Raw genomic sequence first — 18377 nt, forward strand, 5'->3', positions numbered from 1 at the left:
CTCCTGTCTCGCCGCGATCACGCGGCCGGTCTTCCCTCGTCGGCCGCGTCACGGCCGCCTGCCCCGTCTGAGCCCCGTCAGCGGGTCCTTCGTCGAGTTCGTCGCCGGGTCCGTTCCCCCGGCCGGCGCCTCTCGCGGCAGGTCCCTGCGGTACAGCCAGAAGACCCGCTCGGCGTACGCGCCGAGCGCGCGGGAGTAGAAGCGCAGCGGCCCGGCCCAGCCGATCTGGACGCTGGTCAGGCCCGCGGCCCGTTGCTCGGCCAGGCAGCGGCGCATGAGCACCCCGCCCACGCCCAGGCCGCGCGCGGCCGATGCGGTGCCCATCGGGCCGAACCAGGCGGGCCGCGCCCCCCAGGAGGCGAAACCGAGGATCTCCCCCTCCCTGAGGGCGTAGTGACAGCCGGTGGCCCGCTCGGCCTCCCACGCCCAGCCGGCGTGCCACTGCTCGGTGACGAAGGCGCGGACGGCGGCGCGGTCACCGGGGGCGGCGGCGTGCACGGTGATGCCGCGCTCCTCCAGCCGCGCGAGACCGGCGTCGGCGGACAGGTCCGCGGCGAGGCCGGTGGCGGGGTCGGTGGCGAGATCGGTGGGGCGGTCGCCGGTGAGGCTGCCGGCGAGGTCGGCGGTCATGTTGACCGCGACGTGGTACCGCCGGTAGCCGAGGCTCTCGGCCAGGCAGACGGCCGGGGTGTAGCGCACGTCGATGCCGGGCCAGGCGTAGCAGGGCGGGTTGCCGGCCAGCCGGACCTCGGTCGCCCCCCGGTCGCTCAGCCACTCCTCGGCCGCGACGAGCAGCGCCCGTCCCAGCCCGGCCCCCTGGGCGGCCGGGTGCACGGCCAGCAGGTCGACGTGACCGACGCGCGGGTCGCGCCCCGACACGGAGGCGAACACCACGCCGTTCAGGTCGCGCGTCACCAGCGCCGTCCAGCGCCGGTCCGCGGGCGGGTCGGCGAGCCGGGCGACCAGGTCCGCCGCCTCGGCGGCGTCGTGGACGAGCGCGGCCCGGACGATCCCGGCGAGCGCCGCCACACCGGCAGCGCTGCCCACGCTGCCCGCGCCTACCGCGCCGCCGGCGCCGCCGGCGCCGTCGGTGCCGTCGGTGCCGCCCGTGCTGCCAGCGCCGCCCGTGCTGCCGGCGAGGACCTCGTGGACGGCGGTCGCCTCCGGGGCGTTCCCGGCCGGGATCACGACCGGCCCGCCGGGACGGCGACGACGTCGCGGGCGGCCGGGTGGAAGCAGGCGTGCTCCTGGGGGGTGCCGCCGCCGTGCCCCAGCACCGGGCGTTCCTCGTCGCAGCGGCCGGTGCGGAACGGGCAGCGTCCGGCGAACAGGCACCCGGTGTCGGCGCGGCTCTCGTCGTGCGCCCCGGTCGGCGTCACCGCCTCCTCACCGGGCCGCTCCAGGCCGTGCAGCACCGGGATGGCCGACAGCAGCGACTGGGTGTACGGGTGCACCGGCCCGGAGATGATCGTCTCCACGTGGCCGCGCTCGACGACCTGCCCCCGGTAGATGACGTAGAGCTCACCGTCGTCGCCGATGTAGCGGGCGGTGGCCACGTCGTGGGTGATGAAGAGCACGCTCACCCCCAGGCGTTCGCGCAGGTCCTTCAGGAGCGCGAGGATGCCCAGCCGCAACGACACGTCGATCATGGAGACGGCCTCGTCGGCGACGAGCATCTCGGGGTCGACGGTGAGGGCGCGGGCGATGACCACCCGCTGGCGCATGCCCCCGGAGAGCTGGTGGGGGTAGCGCGACAGCACGTAGCCGGGGTCGAGGCCGACCAGCTCCAGCAGCTCCCTCGCCCGCCCGTCTGCCCACGCCCGCGAGCGGCCGGTCTGCCCGGCCCGCAGCGACAGCGGCGCGTCCAGCGTCTGGTGCACCGTCCTGGTCGGGTTGAGCGCGGAGTAGGGGTCCTGGTGGATGAGCTGGATGCGGCGGAAGTACGGCTGCCGCTGCCGGGGGCGCAGCGACGACATCGGGGTGCCGTCGATGGTGATCTCGCCGGAGTCGTGGCTCTCCAGCCCGGCGATGATCCGCCCGAGCGTCGTCTTGCCGCAGCCGGACTCGCCGATGAAGGAGGCGGCGCCGCCCTTGGGGATGGCGAAGTCGACGCCGCGCAGCGCCCGCACCTCCCGCCCGGCGAGCATGCTCCCCTTCTGCCTGAAGGTCTTCGTGACGCCCTGTCCGGTGATCACGTCCTCTCCTCCCGCTCCCCGTATCCGTACCCGTACGTCCCGCGAGCTCCACCGGCCCGTCCGGCTCCCGCCGGGACGGCTCCGCCGGCGTTCTCGTCCACGTCGAGCACGGCGCTGCGGCATCCGCTTCCCTCCGCGATCCGCGCGGCGCTCCTGCCGCCGTCCCGCCCGACGAGGAGACCGGTTCCCGCGCCCGCGCTCGTGTCCCCTCGCGCCTCCCGCGCCGCGTCCGCCTCACGCGCCGTGTCCGCCTCGGCGTCGCGGGCGGCCACGGCGTGGCAGGCCACGACCGACGCGCCGCGGACGACCGCGGGCGGCTCCTCGGTCTCGCAGACGTCCATGCGCCACTCGCACCGCTCCCTGAAGACGCACCCCTCGGCCGGGACGGTCCCGAGCGTCGGCGGGCGGCCGGGCAGCGCCCTGGCCTCCCCGATGTCGCCGACCAGGCGCGGGATGGCCCGGATCAGGCCCTGGGTGTAGGGGTGGCGGGGGGCGCCGAGCACCTCGGTGGTCGGCCCCTGCTCCACCACCCGCCCGCCGTACATGACGGCCAGCCGGTCGGCGACCTCGGCGACCACGCCCAGGTCGTGGGTGATGACGAGCGTGGTGAGCCCGCGCTCCTGGTGCACCTCCCGGACGATCCGCAGGATCGTGGCCTGGGTGATCATGTCGAGGGCGGTCGTGGGCTCGTCGAGCACGACGAGGTGGGCGTTGAGGACCAGCGCGAGCATGATGCCGACCCGCTGGCGCATACCGCCCGACAGCTCGTGCTGGTGGGAGTCGAGCACGCGCGCGCCGTCCATGCCCATCCGGCCGAGCAGGTCCCTGGCGTCCGCGACGAGCGCGCGCAGGTCCTCGATCCCGTGCGAGCGGCCCAGGTCGAGGAGCTGCTTGCCGACGGTCTTGAGCGGGTTGAGGGAGTTCTGCGCGGCCTGGAAGACGTACCCGATGTGGCGGCCCCTGGCGCTGCGCAGGGCGTCGCCGCGCAGCGCGGTGACGTCGCCGAGCCCGTCGATCTCCACGTTGCCCGCGCTGATCCTGCCGGGCGGCTGGACCGCGTTGAGCAGCGAGAGCGCCAGGGTGGACTTGCCCGAGCCGGACTCGCCGACCACACCGGTGATCGTGCCGGGGAGCAGTTCCAGGTCGACGCCGGAGACGGCGGGAAGCTCACCCCCGCCCGTGCGGTAGACGACGGACAGGCCGCCGACGCGTACCCCGGGAGGCCCGTGGCCGCCGGCGGCGGGGGACGGCCGCGCGTCCGGCGTCGCGGGCACCTTCCTCGAACGTGCAAACATCTGTCACTCCTCCCGCAGGCGGGGGTTGAAGATCTCGTCCATGGCGTCGACGACGAGGACGATGCCCAGGGTGAGCAGCAGGATCGCCAATAGCGGCGCCAGCATGTAGGGCAGCGCGGCGGTCGTCGTCAGCGCGCCGCCGCCGAACACGGCGAGGTTGAGCATGACGCCCCAGTTGTTGGCGTCGAACGGCAGGACGCCCAGGAAGAACAGGCCCACCTGCGCGTAGACCGCGCCGGTCACCGCGATGAGCATGTTCATCGCGATGAAGGGGGCCATGCTGGGCAGCAGTTCCCTGCCGACGATGTGCCGGGTGGACAGCCCGAGCCCGCGGGCGGCCTCGATGAAGCCGCGCTCACGCAGCGACAGGGTCTGCGCCCGTACGGCGCGCGCCACCCCGCCCCAGCCGAGGAGGCCCAGCACCAGTCCCATCTGGAGCGGGCCGGTGAACTTCCAGACGGTCGAGAGCACCAGCAGCAGCGGCAGCGCGGGGATGGTCAGCTTCATGTCGGTGATCCGCATCAGCACGCTGTCCCAGCGCCCGCGCCTGAACCCGGCGAACAATCCGACCGAGGTGCCCAGGGCGACGGTGATGACCGCGGTGACCAGGGCGGTCAGCAGGACGTACCGGGAGCCGGTGACCACCAGCGCGAGCACGTCGGTGCCCTCGAAGTCGGTGCCGAAGGGGTGCGCCCAGCTCGGCGCGGCGTAGAGGGCGTTGTCGTCGCGCGGCAGCCGCGCGGGGTACAGCAGCGGCCCGAAGATCCCCATGAACGCGAACACGGCCAGGATGGCCACGCCCACGACGCGGCTGGGCTTGCGCCGCAGCACCCGCAGGACGCCGCGCCGGAAGTTGCGCCGCTGCGTGGCGCGGGCGCCGGGAACGCCGGGGGTGCCGGGGCCCGGGACCTCGGCGGTACCCCGCGCCTCGGGCGTGCCGGACGCCCCGGGGATCACGGTCGGTGCCGTCATGACGCCGCCTCCTGTCCCGAGCGGACGCGCGGGTCGATCGCGGTGTAGAGCATGTCCGCCACGATGTTGGCGATGACGATCGCCACGGTGATCAGCAGGAAGGCCCCGCCCATCAGCGCGTAGTCGCGGTCGGTGACGCTGTTGAGCAGCAGCAGGCCCAGCCCCGGATAGGTGAAGATCCGTTCGATGAAGATGGCGCCGCCGAAGAGCAGGCCCAGCGAGAGCGCCAGGATCGTGAAGAGCGGCAGGATGGCGTTGCGCGCCACGTAGCGGAAGACGACGCCGCGCCGCATGCCGCGCAGCTCTGCGGCGAGGATGAAGTCGTCGCCCAGCACGGTGACCACGCTCGACTTCATCGCCAGGATCCAGCCGCCGTACCCGGCCAGCGCGTAGGTCAGCACCGGCAGCGTGGCGTACTGGATCAGCGAGCCGACGTAGGCGGCGTTGAGTCCCGGCTCCAGCGTGACGTCGGCCGTGCCGCTCGCGGGGAAGATCGGCAGCAGGGTGGTGAAGGCCGCGCTGAGCAGCAGCGCCAGCACGTACTGCGGCAGGCCGTGCAGGAGCGAGCCGGAGACGGCCAGCGCGTCGCCGAGCCTGCTGGAGCGCTTGATCGCCGCGTAGACGCCCAAGATGATCCCGACCGTGAAGCTGAGCAGCGTGCCGACCAGCACCGGCAGGATCGTCCAGGCGGCGGCCGAGGCGAGCAGGGAGGTGACCTCGGCGCCGGGGACGCTCAGCGACCGGCCGAGGTCGAGGTGGAGCAGTCCCCTCATGTAGTCGGTGTACTGCTCCCACATCGTGCCCCGGGGCATGAAGCCGTACATCACCGCGGTGGCGCGCTCGGCCTGCTCGGGCGACATTCCCTGCTCGACGAGTTTCTCGTAGCGGGCCCGCATGGGGTCGCCGGGGATGCTCCTGATGATCACGAAGCTGATCGTGGCGACCACCAGGATCATGGCGAGCCCGCGGACGAGGTGGCCCGCGAGGCGGCGTGCGAAGACCGTCATGTGCGGCTACTTCCTCTTGATCATGCCGAGTTGGAGCCAGACCCCCGAGGTGAGGCGCAGCGCGTCGCTCTCGTCGCCGGGGAAGCCGTCGAAGCGCGTGGTGTTGACCACCTGCGTGTTGACGTAGTCCCACAGCTGGATCACCGGCAGGTCCTGGTTGGCGGCCCTGGCCAGGATCGAGACGATCCTCCGCTGCTCGGCCTCGGGCGCGGAGTTCAGCCTGACGGCCAGCGCGCCGGGGTCGATCCGGCCCTCGCCGGCGACCTCGACGGTCTCGGCGCCGCCCATCCAGTTGCCCTCGGTGCCTGCGGGGACGTGCCTGAGTCTGCCGCCGAAGAGCTTCCAGCCGTTCTGGGCGCCGTACAGGCGCTGGAAGATGTTGTACGGCGCGGGCCCGAGCGCCACCAGCCAGAACCCCACGTCGTACTTCCCGGCCGCCATCTCCTCCAGGTAGAGGGGGTAGTCGGCGGTGGTGACGACCTCGGCCTCGATGCCGGCGTCGTTGAGCTGGCTGGTGACGGCCTTGGCCCCGGCCAGCCAGTCGGAGAAGGACGCGGGCACGTTGATGGTCATCTTCCACGGGGAGCCGTCGGGCAGCGTCCACCTGCCCTCGGTCTTGCGCATGCCCGCGGCCCGCAGTTCGGCCTCGGCCCTGGCCGGGTCGTGCCGGTACGGCTCCAGGGCGCCGACGCCGCCGGCGCCGCCGCCCAGCCACGCCTGGGCGGCCCGCTGGTGCAGGCCGGAGGTGGTGACCGAGGCGGTGCCGCCCTCGGGCGAGGCGACCTTGGTGACCTGGGCGCGGTCGATCAGGTGGGCCAGGGCGCGGCGGACGTGCACGTTGTCGTAGGGCTTCCTGGACTGGTTGAACGCCAGTCCCTCGCTGACCGGCGAGAAGCCCCTGACCACGACGTTCCCGGGCGTGCGGGCGATCCTGCGCATCACCCCTGCGGGAACGGCGGTGAAGGGCGCGCTGTCCAGCCTTCCGGCGACGAGGTAGTTCCAGACCTGCTCGTTGCCGGTGTAGTTGAGGATGCGCACCTGGTCGGCGGCGACGGCGGCGGCGTTGTGGAAGTAGGTGTTCTTGACGAGCAGGGCCTCGCCCGGGTTGACGCGCTTGAGGACGAACGGCCCGGCCGAGACGTCCTTCGCCGGGGCGAAGGTGATGACCTTCTCGGCGAGGGCGGTGATCCCGGCCCGTGCGGCCCCGGCCCCGGGGGCGTCGCTCTGGGCGACCTTGAGCCGCTGCCAGAAGTCGGCGGGCAGCACGGAGTTCCAGACGTGCCTGGGGACGATGACGGTCTCCATCACGCTGCGGACGAAGGTGGAGCTCGGGTTCGCGGCCGCCTGGGTGATTTTGATCGTCCGCTCGTCCAGGATCGTGATGTCGGAGGCGGTGCCGGCCGCGGAGGGGTCGAGGGCGTAGGCGGTGCCGCCCTGGGTGTAGGCCACCCCGATGGAGAACTTCACGTCCTCGGCGGTGATCGGCCTGCCGTCGGACCACCGGCCCTGCGGCTGCAGCCGCAGCGTGATCGAGGACTGGTCGGGGGCGATCTGCCAGCTCCGCGCGACGCCCGGGTAGAACAGGTTCGGATCGGTCAGGTGGTTCTTGGTCCACCCGAGCCATTCGGCGTTGAACCCCCGGAAGGCGTTGCCCTTGGGGTTGTACGGGTTGATCGGCGCGTTCGCGTCGATGCCGGGCTTGAGTGCGTCGATCGTGGTGAAGACCGCACCGGCGGGCTGTCCCGCGGCTCCCGTGGTTCCCGGGGCGCCATCGGTACCGCCACCGCATGCGGCGGTCACGGCGGCGAGACAGAGGGAGACCGCTGCCGCTGCTGTTCGCTTCATGAACCGCTCCGTGGGGTCTTCTTCGAGGTCAGAGGCCTGGACGGGGAGGTGGGGGGTGTTGTCCGGACCATACGTTCGACCGGGCGGCCGCGTCAATTATCTCCATCTCGTCGGCAAAGCTTGTAACTTTCCTTCATAATCGCCCGCCGGTGTCCGGCCTCCCCCGATCCCTGCCGGTGCGGGCCTGCGGGCGGATCGACGGCCCGGCCCCCTCGTGAGGGGATCGGATGAAATTTCTCACCCCGCTCTGCCGTACGGTCGTGGTGACCGCCGAACCGGAGGACTGGCACGTGTCCGTTGAGCCTCACCCGCCCCGCCCCCACCGTCTCCCCCACGCCGACGCGGTCGTCCCACCGGTGACGCCGGCGACCCCGGCGACGCCAATGTCCCCGGAGATCCCGGAGACCCCGGAGACCCTCCCGGATCTGGACGCCATGCTGGAGGACCTGCGGGAGCTCGTGCTGTGCGAGTCCTTCTCCGCCGACCACGCGGCGGTGGCCACCAGTGCCGGGGTGGTCGCCCGCCAGGGGCACGACCGTCTCGGCGCCCGGCCCGAGACGATCGTGATCGACGGGGTCACCCACCTGCGGTGGACGTTCGGCACGCCCAGGGTGCTGCTGCTGGGCCACCACGACACCGTCTGGCCGGTCGGCACCCTGCGGACCCATCCCTGGTCGGTCGCCGGCGGGATCGCCCGGGGGCCGGGGGTCTTCGACATGAAGGCCGGGCTGGTGCAGATGTTCCACGCGCTGGCCCTGCTGCCGTCCCTGGACGGGGTGTGCGTGCTGGTGACCGGGGACGAGGAGGTCGGGTCGCCGTCCTCGCGCGCGCTGGTCGAGGAGTCGGCGCGCGCCTGCGCGGCCACGTTCGTGCTGGAGGGGAGCGCCGACGGCGGCGCGCTCAAGATCGCGCGCAAGGGCACGTCCATGTACGAGGTCGTGGTGCACGGCCGGGGCGCGCACGCCGGGCTCGACCCCGAAAAGGGCGCGAACGCGGGCGTCGAGCTCGCCCACCAGATCCTCGCCGTCGCCGGGATCGCCGCCCGGGTGGACGACACCCCGCCGGGAACGGCGACCGGCCCGGGGCCTGGGACGACGACCGGCCAGGAGACGGAGACCCTTGAGGGATCGGAGCCCGTCGTGAGGCCGGAGACCGCCGTGGGATCGGAGACCACCGTGGGACCGGCGATCGGCCGGGGAGCGGCGGACGGACCGGGGCCGGTGACCGTGACGCCCACCCTGCTGTCGGGCGGGACCACGACCAACACCGTGCCCGCGCTGGCACGGCTCGCGGTGGACGCCCGCGTCCCGACCCTGGACGCGCAACGACGGGTGGACGAGCTGATGAGGGCGCTCCGACCGCACACCCCCGGTACCCGGCTGGAGGTCCTCGGGGGCCCGAACCGCCCGCCGATGGAGCCCGCCTCCTCGGCCGGGCTGTTCGACCTCGCCCGGCGGGTCGCCGCCGAGGCCGGGCTCGCCCCGCTCTCCGGCGTCGGCGTGGGCGGGGCCTCCGACGGCAACTTCACCGCCGGGGCGGGCTGCCCCACCCTCGACGGGCTGGGCGCGGTCGGCGGCGGCGCCCACGCCGACGACGAGCACGTGGTCGTGGCCGAGATGCCCGTACGGGCGGCGCTGCTGGCCGGGCTGGTCGAGGCGGTGCTCCGGTGAACGACGCCCCCGGCCCCCCCGGCACCCCCGGCAACCTCGGCACCCCCGAGGCCCCCGACGCCTCCGGTGATCCCGGCGGCTCCCGCGGCACCGACGGCTCCGGCCGACATGACCGACACCCCGGCGGCTCCGGCACCCCCGACGGTCTGACGTTGCGCGAGCTTCGTTCGATCGAGGAGTTCGAGGACGCCTTCCGGCTGTTCGACACCATCTGGCGGCCCGACCCCGGCGCCGCCCCCGTCAGCGTGGAGATGATGCGGGCGCTGTCGCACGCGGGCAACTACGTGGCCGGGGCCTACACCGGCGGCCGCCTGGCCGGCGCGTCGGTCGGCTTCCTCGCGGCCCCGGCGGGGCAGGTGCTGCACTCCCACGTCACCGGCGCCTCCGCCGGCCGCGGGATCGGCCTCGCCCTCAAGCTGCACCAGCGCGCCTGGGCGCTGGAGCGCGGCCTGGACCGGATCACCTGGACCTACGACCCGCTGGTGCGCCGCAACGCCCACTTCAACCTGGTCAAGCTCGGCGCCCGTCCCGAGGAGTACCTGCCGTCCTTCTACGGCGTCATGGACGACGCGATCAACGCCGGGGACGAGTCCGACCGGGTCCTCGCGGTCTGGCGGCTCACCGAGCCGCACGTCCTGGCCGCCGTCGGCGGGGCGCCGTGCCGGCCGATGGTCCCGCCGGACGCCGTCGTCGGGCTGGGCGAGAGGGACGGCCTCCCGGTCGCGGGCCGGACCGACGCCGCGACGGTGCTGGTCACGGTGCCCGAGGACGTGGAGGCGCTGCGCCGCCGCGACCCCGGTGCCGCCGCGTCCTGGCGCCGTGCCGTGCGCGAGGTGCTCGGCGGCCTGCTGGGCGAGGGCGCCCGCGTAACCGGCTTCCACGACAGGTCCTGCTACGTCGTATCGTGTCGCCCGGACGGCGACGACATCGAGGGGAGACGCGGCGCGGGCCGCACACCATGAAGATCACTGGAATCGAGCTCAGGCGGGTCGCGATGCCGCTGGTCGCGCCGTTCCGCACCTCGTTCGGCACCGAGACCGAACGCGACGTGCTGCTGCTGCGGGTGGTGACACCGGAGGCGGAGGGCTGGGGCGAGTGCGTGGCCATGTCCGGCCCGCTCTACTCCCCCGAGTACGTCGACGCCGCCGCCGACGTGCTGCGCCGCTTCCTCATCCCGGCGCTGCCCTCCCGTGTCGACGCCCAGGGCGTGGGCCACGCGCTGGAGCCCTTCAAGGGGCACCGGATGGCCAAGGCCGCCCTGGAGAGCGCCGTGCTCGACGCCGAGCTGCGCGCCGCGGGCCGGTCCATGGCCTCCTTCCTCGGCGCCACCGCCGACCGCGTCCCGGCCGGGGTGTCGGTCGGCATCATGGACTCGATCCCCGAGCTCCTGGACGCCGTGGCCGGCTACCTCGAGGAGGGCTACCTGCGGATCAAGCTCAAGATCCAGCCCGGCTGGGACGTGGCCCCGGTGCGCGCCGTGCGGGAGCGCTTCGGCGACGAGGTGCTGCTGCAGGTCGACGCCAACGCCGCCTACACCCTCGGCGACGCCCCGCACCTGGCCCGGCTGGACGCGTTCGGCCTGCTGCTCATCGAGCAGCCACTGGCCGACGACGACATCGTCCAGCACGCGCGGCTCGCCCGGAGGCTCACCACCGCGATCTGCCTGGACGAGTCCATCGAGTCGGCCGCGCACGCCGCCGCCGCGATCTCCCTGGACGCCTGCTCGGTGGTCAACATCAAGCCCGGCCGGGTGGGCGGCTACCTGGAGGCGCGGCGCATCCACGACCTGTGCCGCGCCCACGGGATCGCGGTCTGGTGCGGCGGCATGCTGGAGACCGGCATCGGCAGGGCCGCCAACGTGGCCCTGGCGGCCCTGCCCGGTTTCACGCTGCCCGGCGACACCTCGGCCTCGCGCCGCTACTTCACCACCGACCTCACCGCGCCCTTCGAGCTACGCGAGGGCCACCTGGACGTGCCCGCCGGGCCCGGCATCGGCGTCGAGCCGATCCCGGACGTCCTCGACCGGGTCACCGTCTCCACCGAGTGGATCACCCTCTGACGTCCGCCCCCGCCCCCGCCGCCTCCGCCGTCGACGGGGCGCGGGCGGCGGGGGCGGCGGGTGCTCAGCCGACCTTGGGCGTGGCGCGCGCGCCCATGTGGACGTACGGGGTGCCGTCGGCGAGCTCGTGGAAGACGGCCGGCACCCACTGGGGGTCGCCCTCGGGACGGCCGACGAAGGTGGTGTCGTCCACCGGGACCAGGTCGAGCTCCAGGGGCGGGCTCAGGGCGCCGAGCGCTCCGGTGGTCTCCCAGCGCAGGGAGAGCGCGCCGTCGCGGGCCGTCAGCGTCATCCGCACGCCCGTCCGCTCGTAGACGCCGGCGTGGCGCTCGACGTCGGTCTCGAACGGCTCAGGCGGCGGCCCGAGCACGGGCGGCACCGTCAGGCCGAGCAGCTCGTCGAAGAGCTCCGCGGCCAGGGCCTGCCGGAAGGCGGCGGAGTGGCCGCCGTTGACCAGCACGCACGCCACGACGCCCTCCTCGGGGATCACCCAGAGCATGGCGCCCTGGCCGATGGTGTTGCCCCCGTGGGAGAGGACCCTGCGGCCCTGCCACTCGTCCAGCACCCAGCCGAGCCCCCACCGCGGGCCGAGCGTGTGCGGGTTGGGGACGTCCACCTGCGGTTCCCACATCGCCCGCGGGTCGGCGAGCAGCTCGGTGCCCAGGTGGGCGCGGGCGAACGCGACCACGTCGGCGGGGCGGGCGCAGATCAGCCCGGCCGGCCCGCCGGAGCGCATCAGCCCCCAGATCGGGGCGGGCGCGCCGTCCAGGTGGCCCATGGCGCCGCGGAAGCGCAGCACGTCCTCGGGCAGGGTCCAGGTGTGGGTCAGGCCGAGCGGCTCGATGACCTGCTCGCGCAGCGCGGCGTCCCACACCCGGCCGGTGAGGTGCTCGACGACGCGCCCGGCGACGACGAAGCCGGAGTTGCAGTAGGAGTGGGTGGCGCCCGGCGGGTGGTTCTGCGCCAGGTCGGCGCAGGCCGCGACGTACCTCGCGACGCAGTCGTCGCCGCGGCCGGTGTCGAGGAACAGGTCCCCGTCGATGCCGGAGGTGTGCGAGAGCAACTGCCGGATCGTGACCGTCGCGGTCGCCCCGGGGTCGGCGACCCGGAACTCCGGCAGGACCTCGCGGACGGGGGTGTCCAGGGTCAGCTCGCCGTGTTCGGCCAGGAGCATGATCTGGGTGGTGGTCCACAGCTTGGTGACCGAGCCGATCTGGAAGAGCGAGTCGGTGGTCGTCTCCACGCCGGTGGCCACATTGAGCACGCCCGCGGCGAACTCGTGGACCTGCCCCTCGTACAGGAGGGCGAGGCTCGCGCCGGGGACCCGGTACTCGGCGATCAGCTCGCCGAGCCGGGTGTGCCATCGGCCGGGGTCCGCCGCTCGGGTCACGGGGGCGTCCTTTCCTCGGGGTCCGCCCGCGGGGGCGGGCGGTTCCGATCAAGACTACGTTCCGCCCGCGACGCTGAAATTTACACCTCCGGCGGTGACGCGCCGCAGGTCGGCCCGGTCCGCCGGGCGGACCGCTTCCGGTCCCCACCGGGGGCCGCCTAGCATCGGCCCCCCATCAAGGCGGGAGCGGGAAATGCGAAGAACGACACACGGAAGGAACACGGTCCTGGCGGTCACCACGGCCGTGGTGACGGCGGTGGCGGCCCTGGGCCTGGTCCTGGCGGGCACCGCGACGCCGGCCAACGCGGCGGCCACCAGGATCATGGCACTCGGGGACTCCATCACCGGCTCGCCCGGCTGCTGGCGGGCCACACTGTGGAACAAGCTGGTGAGCGCCGGTCACACCGGCCTCGACTTCGTCGGCACGCTGCCCTCCCAGGGCTGCGGTGTCGCGCACGACGGGGAGAACGAGGGACACGGCGGGGCACTGGTCACCGCCGTCGCCGACCAGAACCAGCTCCCCGGCTGGCTGGCGGCGACCCACCCGGACATCGTGCTGATGCACTTCGGCACCAACGACGTCTGGAGCAACCGTCCGACCGCCACCATCCTGGCGGCCTACGGCAAGCTGGTCGACCAGATGCGGGCCGACAATCCCGACATGAAGGTGCTGGTCGCTCAGATCATCCCGATGACGCCGAGCACGTGCGGCGAGTGCGCGCAGCGGGTCACCGCGCTCAACGCGGCGATCCCGGGCTGGGCGGCGTCCAAGACCACCGCGCGCTCCCCGGTGACGGTGGTCGACCAGTGGACGGGGTTCAACACGGCCTCCGACACCTACGACGGGGTGCACCCCAACGCGGCCGGTGACCAGAAGATGGCCGACCGGTGGTTCCCCGCCCTGACGGCGGCGCTGGGTTCCGGCCCGACCCCGACCCCGACCGTCACGCCCACCGTGACCCCGACCCCCACACCTACGCCGACCCCCACGCCCACGCCCACGCCGACCGTCACGCCCCCGCCCGGCGGGTGCGCGGCCGTCTACCGCACGATCGGCCAGTGGCAGGGCGGCTTCCAGGGTGAGGTGACCGTCACCAACGGCGGTCCGGTGGCGATCACCGGCTGGACCGCGAGCTGGGCGTTCCCCGGACGGCAGATCAGCCAGGCGTGGAACGCCACCGTGACCCGCTCAGGGGACGCCGTCTCGGCGAAGAACGTCGCCTGGAACGGCTCCCTGGCCGCGGGCGGCACCGCGACCTTCGGTTTCCTCGCCTCGGGGACGCCCGGATCGGCGCCCCAGGTCTCCTGCGCGACCGGCTGACGGACCGGGCCGCCGTACGGCCGGGTCACGCGACGCGGCCGGTCGTACGGCGGCGGCGGCGCGGCCCGGCCTGCGGAGACCGTGACCTCAGGCCTCGGGGGTCAGGGCGCCGGGAAGGCGCTCCAGCAGGCTCTTCAGGTCGTCGGCGTGCTCCTCCTCCTGCGCCAGCAGGTCCTCGAAGACGCGCCTGGTGGTCACGTCGTCGTTGCCGAGCCAGTTGACGATCTCGGTGTAGGAGGCGATCGCGATCCGTTCGGCGACCAGGTCCTCCTTGACCATCTCGATCAGGTCGAGGCTCTCGTCGTACTCGGCGTGCGAGCGCGTGGTCAGCGTGTCGGGGTTGAAGTCCGGCTCCCCGCCGAGCTGGACGATGCGCTGGGCGAGCCGGTCGGCGTGCTCCTGCTCCTCGGTGGCGTGCTCGAGGAACTCGGCCGCCACGAGGCCGGCGTGCAGGCCCGAGGCGGTGTAGTAGTGCCGCTTGTAGCGCAGGACGCAGACCAGTTCGGTCGCCAGCGCCTCGTTGCAGACCTGGATGACCCGCTCCAGGTCGGCGCCGTAGGCGGAGGTGATAGGACCCTTGTCGATCTCCTGGCGCGCACGCGCCCGGATCTCCTTGATGTCGGTGAGAAATTCAGCCATGGGTCTGCCCTACCCAGAATCAGGGTTTTATCAAGTGTTCTTGGCCACACGCAGAGCCAGACCCGTTCATGACGTCACATTCCGGGTAACGAGCCGTTCGACATGGGAACAGCGACGAAGGTCCCGCAGACGCGGACCATGAACGGCGAGGAACTCTCCGCCGACGACGCCTGGAGTGCCCTGCGCCAGTACGGCCGCTGGCACCTGGTCCGCGACTCCTTCGCCAGGTTCAGGTACGGCGAGGGCCTGACCAACTCCCGGGCGCTCGCCTTCCAGATCTGCCTGTCGATCATCCCCGGCGCCATCGCGCTGGTCGGGCTCAGCTCGGTGATCAACCAGGAGGAGCTGGGCAAGGTGCTGGAGCTGATCCTGAGCAGGATCGCCCCGGGCGCCGGGGTGGAGGCCGTTCAGGACGTGCTCTCCGACAGCCACCGGCAGGCGGGCCGCACCGGGGGCGCCCTCGCGCTCTGGCTCGGTCTCGGCACCGCCCTGGTCTCGCTGACCAGCTCCATGGCCCAGGTGGAGCGGGGGGCGAACCGCATCTACGGCGTCGAGCGGGACCGTCCCTTCCTGCGCAAGTACGCCAGGGCCCTGCTGATGGCGCTGACGGCGGGCTCCCTCATGACCGTCGGTTTCGTGGTGATGGTCGGCGGCGGCGCCATCAGCAGGGCCCTGGCGCAGGTCTACGACTGGGGTGAGGGGGCCACCGACGCGTTCAACCTGGTGCGCTGGCCGCTGGGTTTCCTGCTCGCGCTGATGTCCAGCTCGGTGCTGTTCCGCGCCGCGCCGCGCCGCAGGCAGCCGGGCCACACCTGGCTCGCGTTCGGCGCCCTGGTCTCGCTCGCGCTGTGGACGGTCTTCACCATGCTGCTGGCCCTCTACACCGAGAGCAGCGGCACCTTCGGCGCGACCTACGGCCCGCTCACCGCCGTGATGGCCCTGCTGCTGTGGGCGTTCCTCAGCTCGATGGCCCTCTTCCTGGGGCTGGCGTTCGCGGCGCAGCTGGAGGCGGTCCGCGCCGGCCGGTCCGACCCCGTCGAGCCCGATCCCGGCCCCACCGCCGAGGAGGAGAGGGAACCCCTCGTCGGAGCGGTGGGCGCCGCGGCCGTCGCCGTCACCAGAACGCTCGTGACGTCGCTGCGCGGGCTCCGGCGAAAGAACGCACGGGAGCCGGTCCCCGGCGGGGACCGGGCGCGGAAACCGGCCGAAAGGCCGAGGCACGAGCCCTGACCGCGCCGGTGATCGGCCGAACGGCGGATACGCGTCCCCGCCCCGCCCGGCGATCCTCGACGCATGACGCGTAGAACCCCCTTCCTGCTCGCCGCCGGCCTGCTCGCCGTGACCACCACCGGTTGCGCCCTCCGTTCCTCCTCGGACGTACGGAACGAGACCCGTCTCTTCCCGCACACCGCGGCCGCCCTCGTCATCGAGGCCAGGGGAACGCGCGTGCGCCTGGAGCCCGGCACCGCCGGGACGGTCGAGGTGAGGCGATCCCTGAAGGGCACGCCCGCCGAGGAGGGGAACGCCTCCTGGTCGATGAGGGACGGCAGGCTGCAGGTCGGCGTCACCTGCTCCGGCATCGTGCTCGACAACTGCGAGTCCCGGCACACGGTCATGGTCCCGCCGGGCGTGACGATCGAGGTCGACAGCGACCGGGACGTCAGCGCGGTCCGCCTCGGCCAGCCGGTGAAGATCAGGGCCCGGGACGGGGACGTGCACACCCGCGCCCTGTCCGGGCCGCTGGACGTCGTCACGACCGGAGGGGGCGTCGACCTGGAGGCGCTCCGCTCGCCGAAGGTCACCGCCCGTTCCACCGACGGGAGGGTCAACCTGGGCTTCGCCGCGCCTCCCACCGAGGTCGAGGCGGTCTCCGGGAGCGGGACCGTGAGCGTGGTGGTGCCGAGGACCGCCGACGCCTACCGGGTCAGCGTCTCCAGCGGGAGCGGGCGGGCGACGGCGCGGGTCCCGAGGAGCCGGGACGCGGCGCGCTCCCTCGTCGCCCGTTCCAGGGACGGCAACGTCCGCGTCCGCCACGCCGGCTGAGCGGCACGACCGCCCCTGAACGTTTCTGCCGGGGGCAAAAAATTTCCTCGTACGAGACCTGAGGAGGCGTGGCGAGACGCGGTGGGGACGGTCGGCGAAGGCTTCGGCGCATGGCGACCGGCGCCTCCGGAGCCCCGAACGACACTCCGAAAGATTTCGGATATGCTGCCGGGCATGGCAGGGAAGCCCCGTGTGACGATAGCCCGTATCGCCGAGGAGGCGGGTGTGTCGGCCCCGACCGTCTCCAAGGTGATCAACGGCAGGCCCGAGGTCGCGCCGGAGACCCGCAGGCGGGTCGAGCGGCTCCTGCACGAGCACGGCTACATCCGCCGCACGGGCGGCGCCGACGGCCCGTCCGGCCTGGTCGACCTGATCTTCGCCGAGCTGGAGAGCCCCTGGGCGATGGAGCTCATCCGCGGCGCCGAGAGCGCCGCCGCCGAGGCCGAGGCCAGCATCGTCATCTCCGTCCTGCACACCCACGCGGGGCCGGGCCGCGACTGGGTCGACCGGCTGGCCGCCCGCCGCACCGACGGTGTGATCATCGTCGGCTCCCGGCTCTCGGCCCAGCAGTACGGCCAGCTCAACGCCCGCTCCATCCCCTTCGTGGTCGTCGACCCCGAAGGGGAGCCCGCCGCCGGGGTGGCGTCGGTGGGCGCGACCAACTGGCACGGCGGCCTGGCGGCCACCCGGCACCTCCTGGAGCTCGGCCACCGGCGGATCGGCATGATCGGCGGCCCGCCCGACGTCCTGTGCAGCCGTGCCCGCATCGACGGCTACCGGGCCGCGCTGGAGACCGCCGGGGTCGAGGTCGACCCCGCGCTGATCCTGCACGGCGACTTCCTCGTCGGCTCCGGTCACGAACACGGCCACGCCCTGCTCTCGCTGTCCGACCGTCCCACCGCCGTCTTCGCCGGGAGCGACCTGCAGGCGTTCGGGGTGTTCGAGGTCGCCAGGCAGCGCGGGCTGCGCGTCCCCGACGACCTGAGCGTCGTCGGCTTCGACGACCTGCCCCTGTCCCGGTCGGCCTGGCCGCCGCTGACCACGGTGCGCCAGCCCCTGGAGGAGATGGCCTCCCTCGCCACCCGCATGGCCCTGGGCATCTCCCGCGGCGAGACCCCCGAGCCCCGCCGGGTCGAGCTCTCCACCGACCTCGTCGTCCGCGAGAGCTCCGCCGCCCCGGCGCACCGGTCCGGCTGACCGCCCGAAGGCGCCCGCCGCCGGTCAGGTGCCCGCGATCACCGTCGTGAGCCCCGCGAACGACTCGTCGATGAACCGCGCCAGATCCCTCTCCCCGGACTCCCCCGCCTGCTCCCCCGCCTGTTCCGCCTGCTCGATCCAGCGCAGGAACGCGACCTTGAAGACGGCGATGCCCACCTCGGCGGCGAGGCCCGCGGAGGCGTCGTCCACCCCGCGCCGCCGCAGCGCCTCGGCGAGGGCCGCCGACAGCGAGGCGAGTTTGATCAGCTCGCGCTCCTGCAGCTCGGGGGTGGCGGCGATGACGGCCTGGCGCCGGCGGGCCTGCTCGCGGCGTTCCTGCATCGGGACCGCCGCGGCCCGGAGGGCGGCCGCGGCGATCTCCATCGGGGGGGCGGACCCGGGGGCGCGGGCGACCGCGTCCGCGAGAAGCTCCCGCAGCTCGTCCGCGCCCGCGAACAGCACCTCACGCTTGTCCGCGTAGTGCCGGAAGAACGTCCGTTCCGTCAGTCCCGCCCGTTCGGCGATCTCCGCCACCGAGGTCCGTTCGAAGCCGCGCTCGAGGTAGAGCTCCAATGCCGCCTGTTCGAGCCGGCCGCGCCCGTCCGGCTTCCATCGACCCATGTCCGGCATCGTACCCGATGACAGTCACTGACATCAGTGCTACTGTGCAATGACAGTCACTGACATCACCTGATCGTCCGGCGCGCGTCATCGGCGCGGGACGACCGACCCTCAACGGGAGAC

General features: G+C 73.4%; 16 protein-coding genes. 7 read left to right on the forward strand and 9 right to left on the reverse strand.

Going from position 1 to position 18377, the window contains the following annotated elements; genetic code table 11:
* Positions 1-48 precede the first annotated feature (48 nt).
* Genes ACLQ2R_RS27420 through ACLQ2R_RS27445 form a run of 6 tightly spaced genes read right to left on the reverse strand, consistent with a single transcriptional unit; the run spans position 49 to position 7314 of the window.
* Entirely contained in the window at positions 49-1188 is a 1140-nt protein-coding gene (locus ACLQ2R_RS27420; protein ID WP_425963553.1) for a GNAT family N-acetyltransferase, read from the reverse strand.
* Entirely contained in the window at positions 1185-2195 is a 1011-nt protein-coding gene (locus ACLQ2R_RS27425) for an ABC transporter ATP-binding protein (RefSeq protein WP_425963554.1), read from the reverse strand. The genes ACLQ2R_RS27420 and ACLQ2R_RS27425 overlap by 4 nt, the downstream gene beginning before the upstream one ends.
* Positions 2192-3490 carry an ABC transporter ATP-binding protein gene (locus tag ACLQ2R_RS27430; protein ID WP_425963555.1) on the reverse strand — a complete coding sequence of 433 codons (1299 nt, stop codon included), beginning with the start codon at positions 3488-3490 and terminating at the stop codon, positions 2192-2194. Before ACLQ2R_RS27430 ends, ACLQ2R_RS27425 begins: the two co-directional genes overlap by 4 nt.
* A gap of 3 nt (positions 3491-3493) precedes the next feature.
* Complete coding sequence (locus ACLQ2R_RS27435) at positions 3494-4462, reverse strand: ABC transporter permease (RefSeq protein ID WP_425963557.1); 969 nt, start codon at positions 4460-4462, stop codon at positions 3494-3496.
* A complete protein-coding gene (locus tag ACLQ2R_RS27440) occupies positions 4459-5469 on the reverse strand; it encodes an ABC transporter permease (RefSeq protein WP_425963558.1) in 1011 nt (336 codons plus the stop codon). The genes ACLQ2R_RS27435 and ACLQ2R_RS27440 overlap by 4 nt, the downstream gene beginning before the upstream one ends.
* Positions 5470-5475: 6 nt before the next feature.
* Positions 5476-7314, reverse strand: coding sequence for an ABC transporter substrate-binding protein (locus ACLQ2R_RS27445; protein WP_425963559.1), 1839 nt, complete (start codon positions 7312-7314; stop codon positions 5476-5478).
* A 227-nt stretch (positions 7315-7541) separates the two neighbouring features.
* On the opposite strand from ACLQ2R_RS27445, the gene ACLQ2R_RS27450 reads away from it, so the two are divergent.
* The 3 genes from ACLQ2R_RS27450 to menC are packed head-to-tail and all read left to right on the forward strand — an operon-like array spanning position 7542 to position 11043.
* Entirely contained in the window at positions 7542-8984 is a 1443-nt protein-coding gene (locus ACLQ2R_RS27450) for a M20 family metallopeptidase (protein WP_425963560.1), read from the forward strand.
* Positions 8981-9946: a GNAT family N-acetyltransferase gene (locus ACLQ2R_RS27455; RefSeq protein WP_425963561.1), complete on the forward strand. Its 966-nt coding sequence runs from the start codon at positions 8981-8983 to the stop codon at positions 9944-9946. The genes ACLQ2R_RS27450 and ACLQ2R_RS27455 overlap by 4 nt, the downstream gene beginning before the upstream one ends.
* Positions 9943-11043 (forward strand): o-succinylbenzoate synthase, encoded by a 1101-nt coding sequence (gene menC, locus ACLQ2R_RS27460; protein WP_425963562.1) that lies wholly within the window; start codon positions 9943-9945, stop codon positions 11041-11043. Before ACLQ2R_RS27455 ends, menC begins: the two co-directional genes overlap by 4 nt.
* 64 nt (positions 11044-11107) lie before the next feature.
* On the opposite strand, the gene ACLQ2R_RS27465 is transcribed toward menC, so the two are convergent.
* Positions 11108-12433, reverse strand: coding sequence for a serine hydrolase domain-containing protein (locus ACLQ2R_RS27465; RefSeq protein WP_425963563.1), 1326 nt, complete (start codon positions 12431-12433; stop codon positions 11108-11110).
* 193 nt (positions 12434-12626) lie between these two features.
* Here ACLQ2R_RS27465 and ACLQ2R_RS27470 point away from each other — a divergent pair, with 193 nt between their 5' ends.
* Positions 12627-13754, forward strand: a complete 1128-nt coding sequence (locus tag ACLQ2R_RS27470; protein ID WP_425963565.1) for a cellulose binding domain-containing protein — start codon at positions 12627-12629, stop codon at positions 13752-13754.
* Positions 13755-13841: 87 nt separating this feature from the next.
* On the opposite strand, the gene ACLQ2R_RS27475 is transcribed toward ACLQ2R_RS27470, so the two are convergent.
* Positions 13842-14393, reverse strand: coding sequence for a ferritin-like domain-containing protein (locus ACLQ2R_RS27475; protein WP_425963567.1), 552 nt, complete (start codon positions 14391-14393; stop codon positions 13842-13844).
* Positions 14394-14495: 102 nt separating this feature from the next.
* Here ACLQ2R_RS27475 and ACLQ2R_RS27480 point away from each other — a divergent pair, with 102 nt between their 5' ends.
* The 3 genes from ACLQ2R_RS27480 to ACLQ2R_RS27490 all read left to right on the forward strand — a co-directional run bounded on the left by ACLQ2R_RS27480 (position 14496) and on the right by ACLQ2R_RS27490 (position 17633).
* Complete coding sequence (locus ACLQ2R_RS27480; RefSeq protein WP_425963569.1) at positions 14496-15623, forward strand: YihY/virulence factor BrkB family protein; 1128 nt, start codon at positions 14496-14498, stop codon at positions 15621-15623.
* A 63-nt stretch (positions 15624-15686) separates the two neighbouring features.
* Entirely contained in the window at positions 15687-16436 is a 750-nt protein-coding gene (locus ACLQ2R_RS27485; RefSeq protein ID WP_425963570.1) for a DUF4097 family beta strand repeat-containing protein, read from the forward strand.
* Positions 16437-16610: 174 nt separating this feature from the next.
* The gene (locus tag ACLQ2R_RS27490; RefSeq protein ID WP_425963572.1) at positions 16611-17633 is read left to right on the forward strand and encodes a LacI family DNA-binding transcriptional regulator; all 1023 of its coding nucleotides are present in this window, start codon (positions 16611-16613) and stop codon (positions 17631-17633) included.
* 24 nt (positions 17634-17657) lie between these two features.
* Here the strand turns inward: ACLQ2R_RS27490 and ACLQ2R_RS27495 are convergent, their stop codons facing one another.
* Entirely contained in the window at positions 17658-18254 is a 597-nt protein-coding gene (locus ACLQ2R_RS27495) for a TetR family transcriptional regulator (RefSeq protein ID WP_425963573.1), read from the reverse strand.
* Positions 18255-18377: the final 123 nt, after the last annotated feature.

Source organism: Streptosporangium sp. DT93, assembly GCF_049844535.1.
Classification (GTDB): domain Bacteria; phylum Actinomycetota; class Actinomycetes; order Streptosporangiales; family Streptosporangiaceae; genus Streptosporangium.

Bases quoted from the DNA above. Each gene is read 5' to 3' on its own strand.
- ACLQ2R_RS27430 (WP_425963555.1), bottom strand. From the start codon at position 3,490: ATGTTTGCACGTTCGAGGAAGGTGCCCGCGACGCCGGACGCGCGGCCG.
- ACLQ2R_RS27435 (WP_425963557.1), bottom strand. From the start codon at position 4,462: ATGACGGCACCGACCGTGATCCCCGGGGCGTCCGGCACGCCCGAGGCG.
- ACLQ2R_RS27440 (WP_425963558.1), bottom strand. From the start codon at position 5,469: ATGACGGTCTTCGCACGCCGCCTCGCGGGCCACCTCGTCCGCGGGCTC.
- ACLQ2R_RS27445 (WP_425963559.1), bottom strand. From the start codon at position 7,314: ATGAAGCGAACAGCAGCGGCAGCGGTCTCCCTCTGTCTCGCCGCCGTG.
- ACLQ2R_RS27450 (WP_425963560.1), top strand. From the start codon at position 7,542: ATGAAATTTCTCACCCCGCTCTGCCGTACGGTCGTGGTGACCGCCGAA.
- menC (WP_425963562.1), top strand. From the start codon at position 9,943: ATGAAGATCACTGGAATCGAGCTCAGGCGGGTCGCGATGCCGCTGGTC.
- ACLQ2R_RS27470 (WP_425963565.1), top strand. From the start codon at position 12,627: ATGCGAAGAACGACACACGGAAGGAACACGGTCCTGGCGGTCACCACG.
- ACLQ2R_RS27475 (WP_425963567.1), bottom strand. From the start codon at position 14,393: ATGGCTGAATTTCTCACCGACATCAAGGAGATCCGGGCGCGTGCGCGC.
- ACLQ2R_RS27480 (WP_425963569.1), top strand. From the start codon at position 14,496: ATGGGAACAGCGACGAAGGTCCCGCAGACGCGGACCATGAACGGCGAG.
- ACLQ2R_RS27485 (WP_425963570.1), top strand. From the start codon at position 15,687: ATGACGCGTAGAACCCCCTTCCTGCTCGCCGCCGGCCTGCTCGCCGTG.
- ACLQ2R_RS27490 (WP_425963572.1), top strand. From the start codon at position 16,611: ATGGCAGGGAAGCCCCGTGTGACGATAGCCCGTATCGCCGAGGAGGCG.
- ACLQ2R_RS27495 (WP_425963573.1), bottom strand. From the start codon at position 18,254: ATGGGTCGATGGAAGCCGGACGGGCGCGGCCGGCTCGAACAGGCGGCA.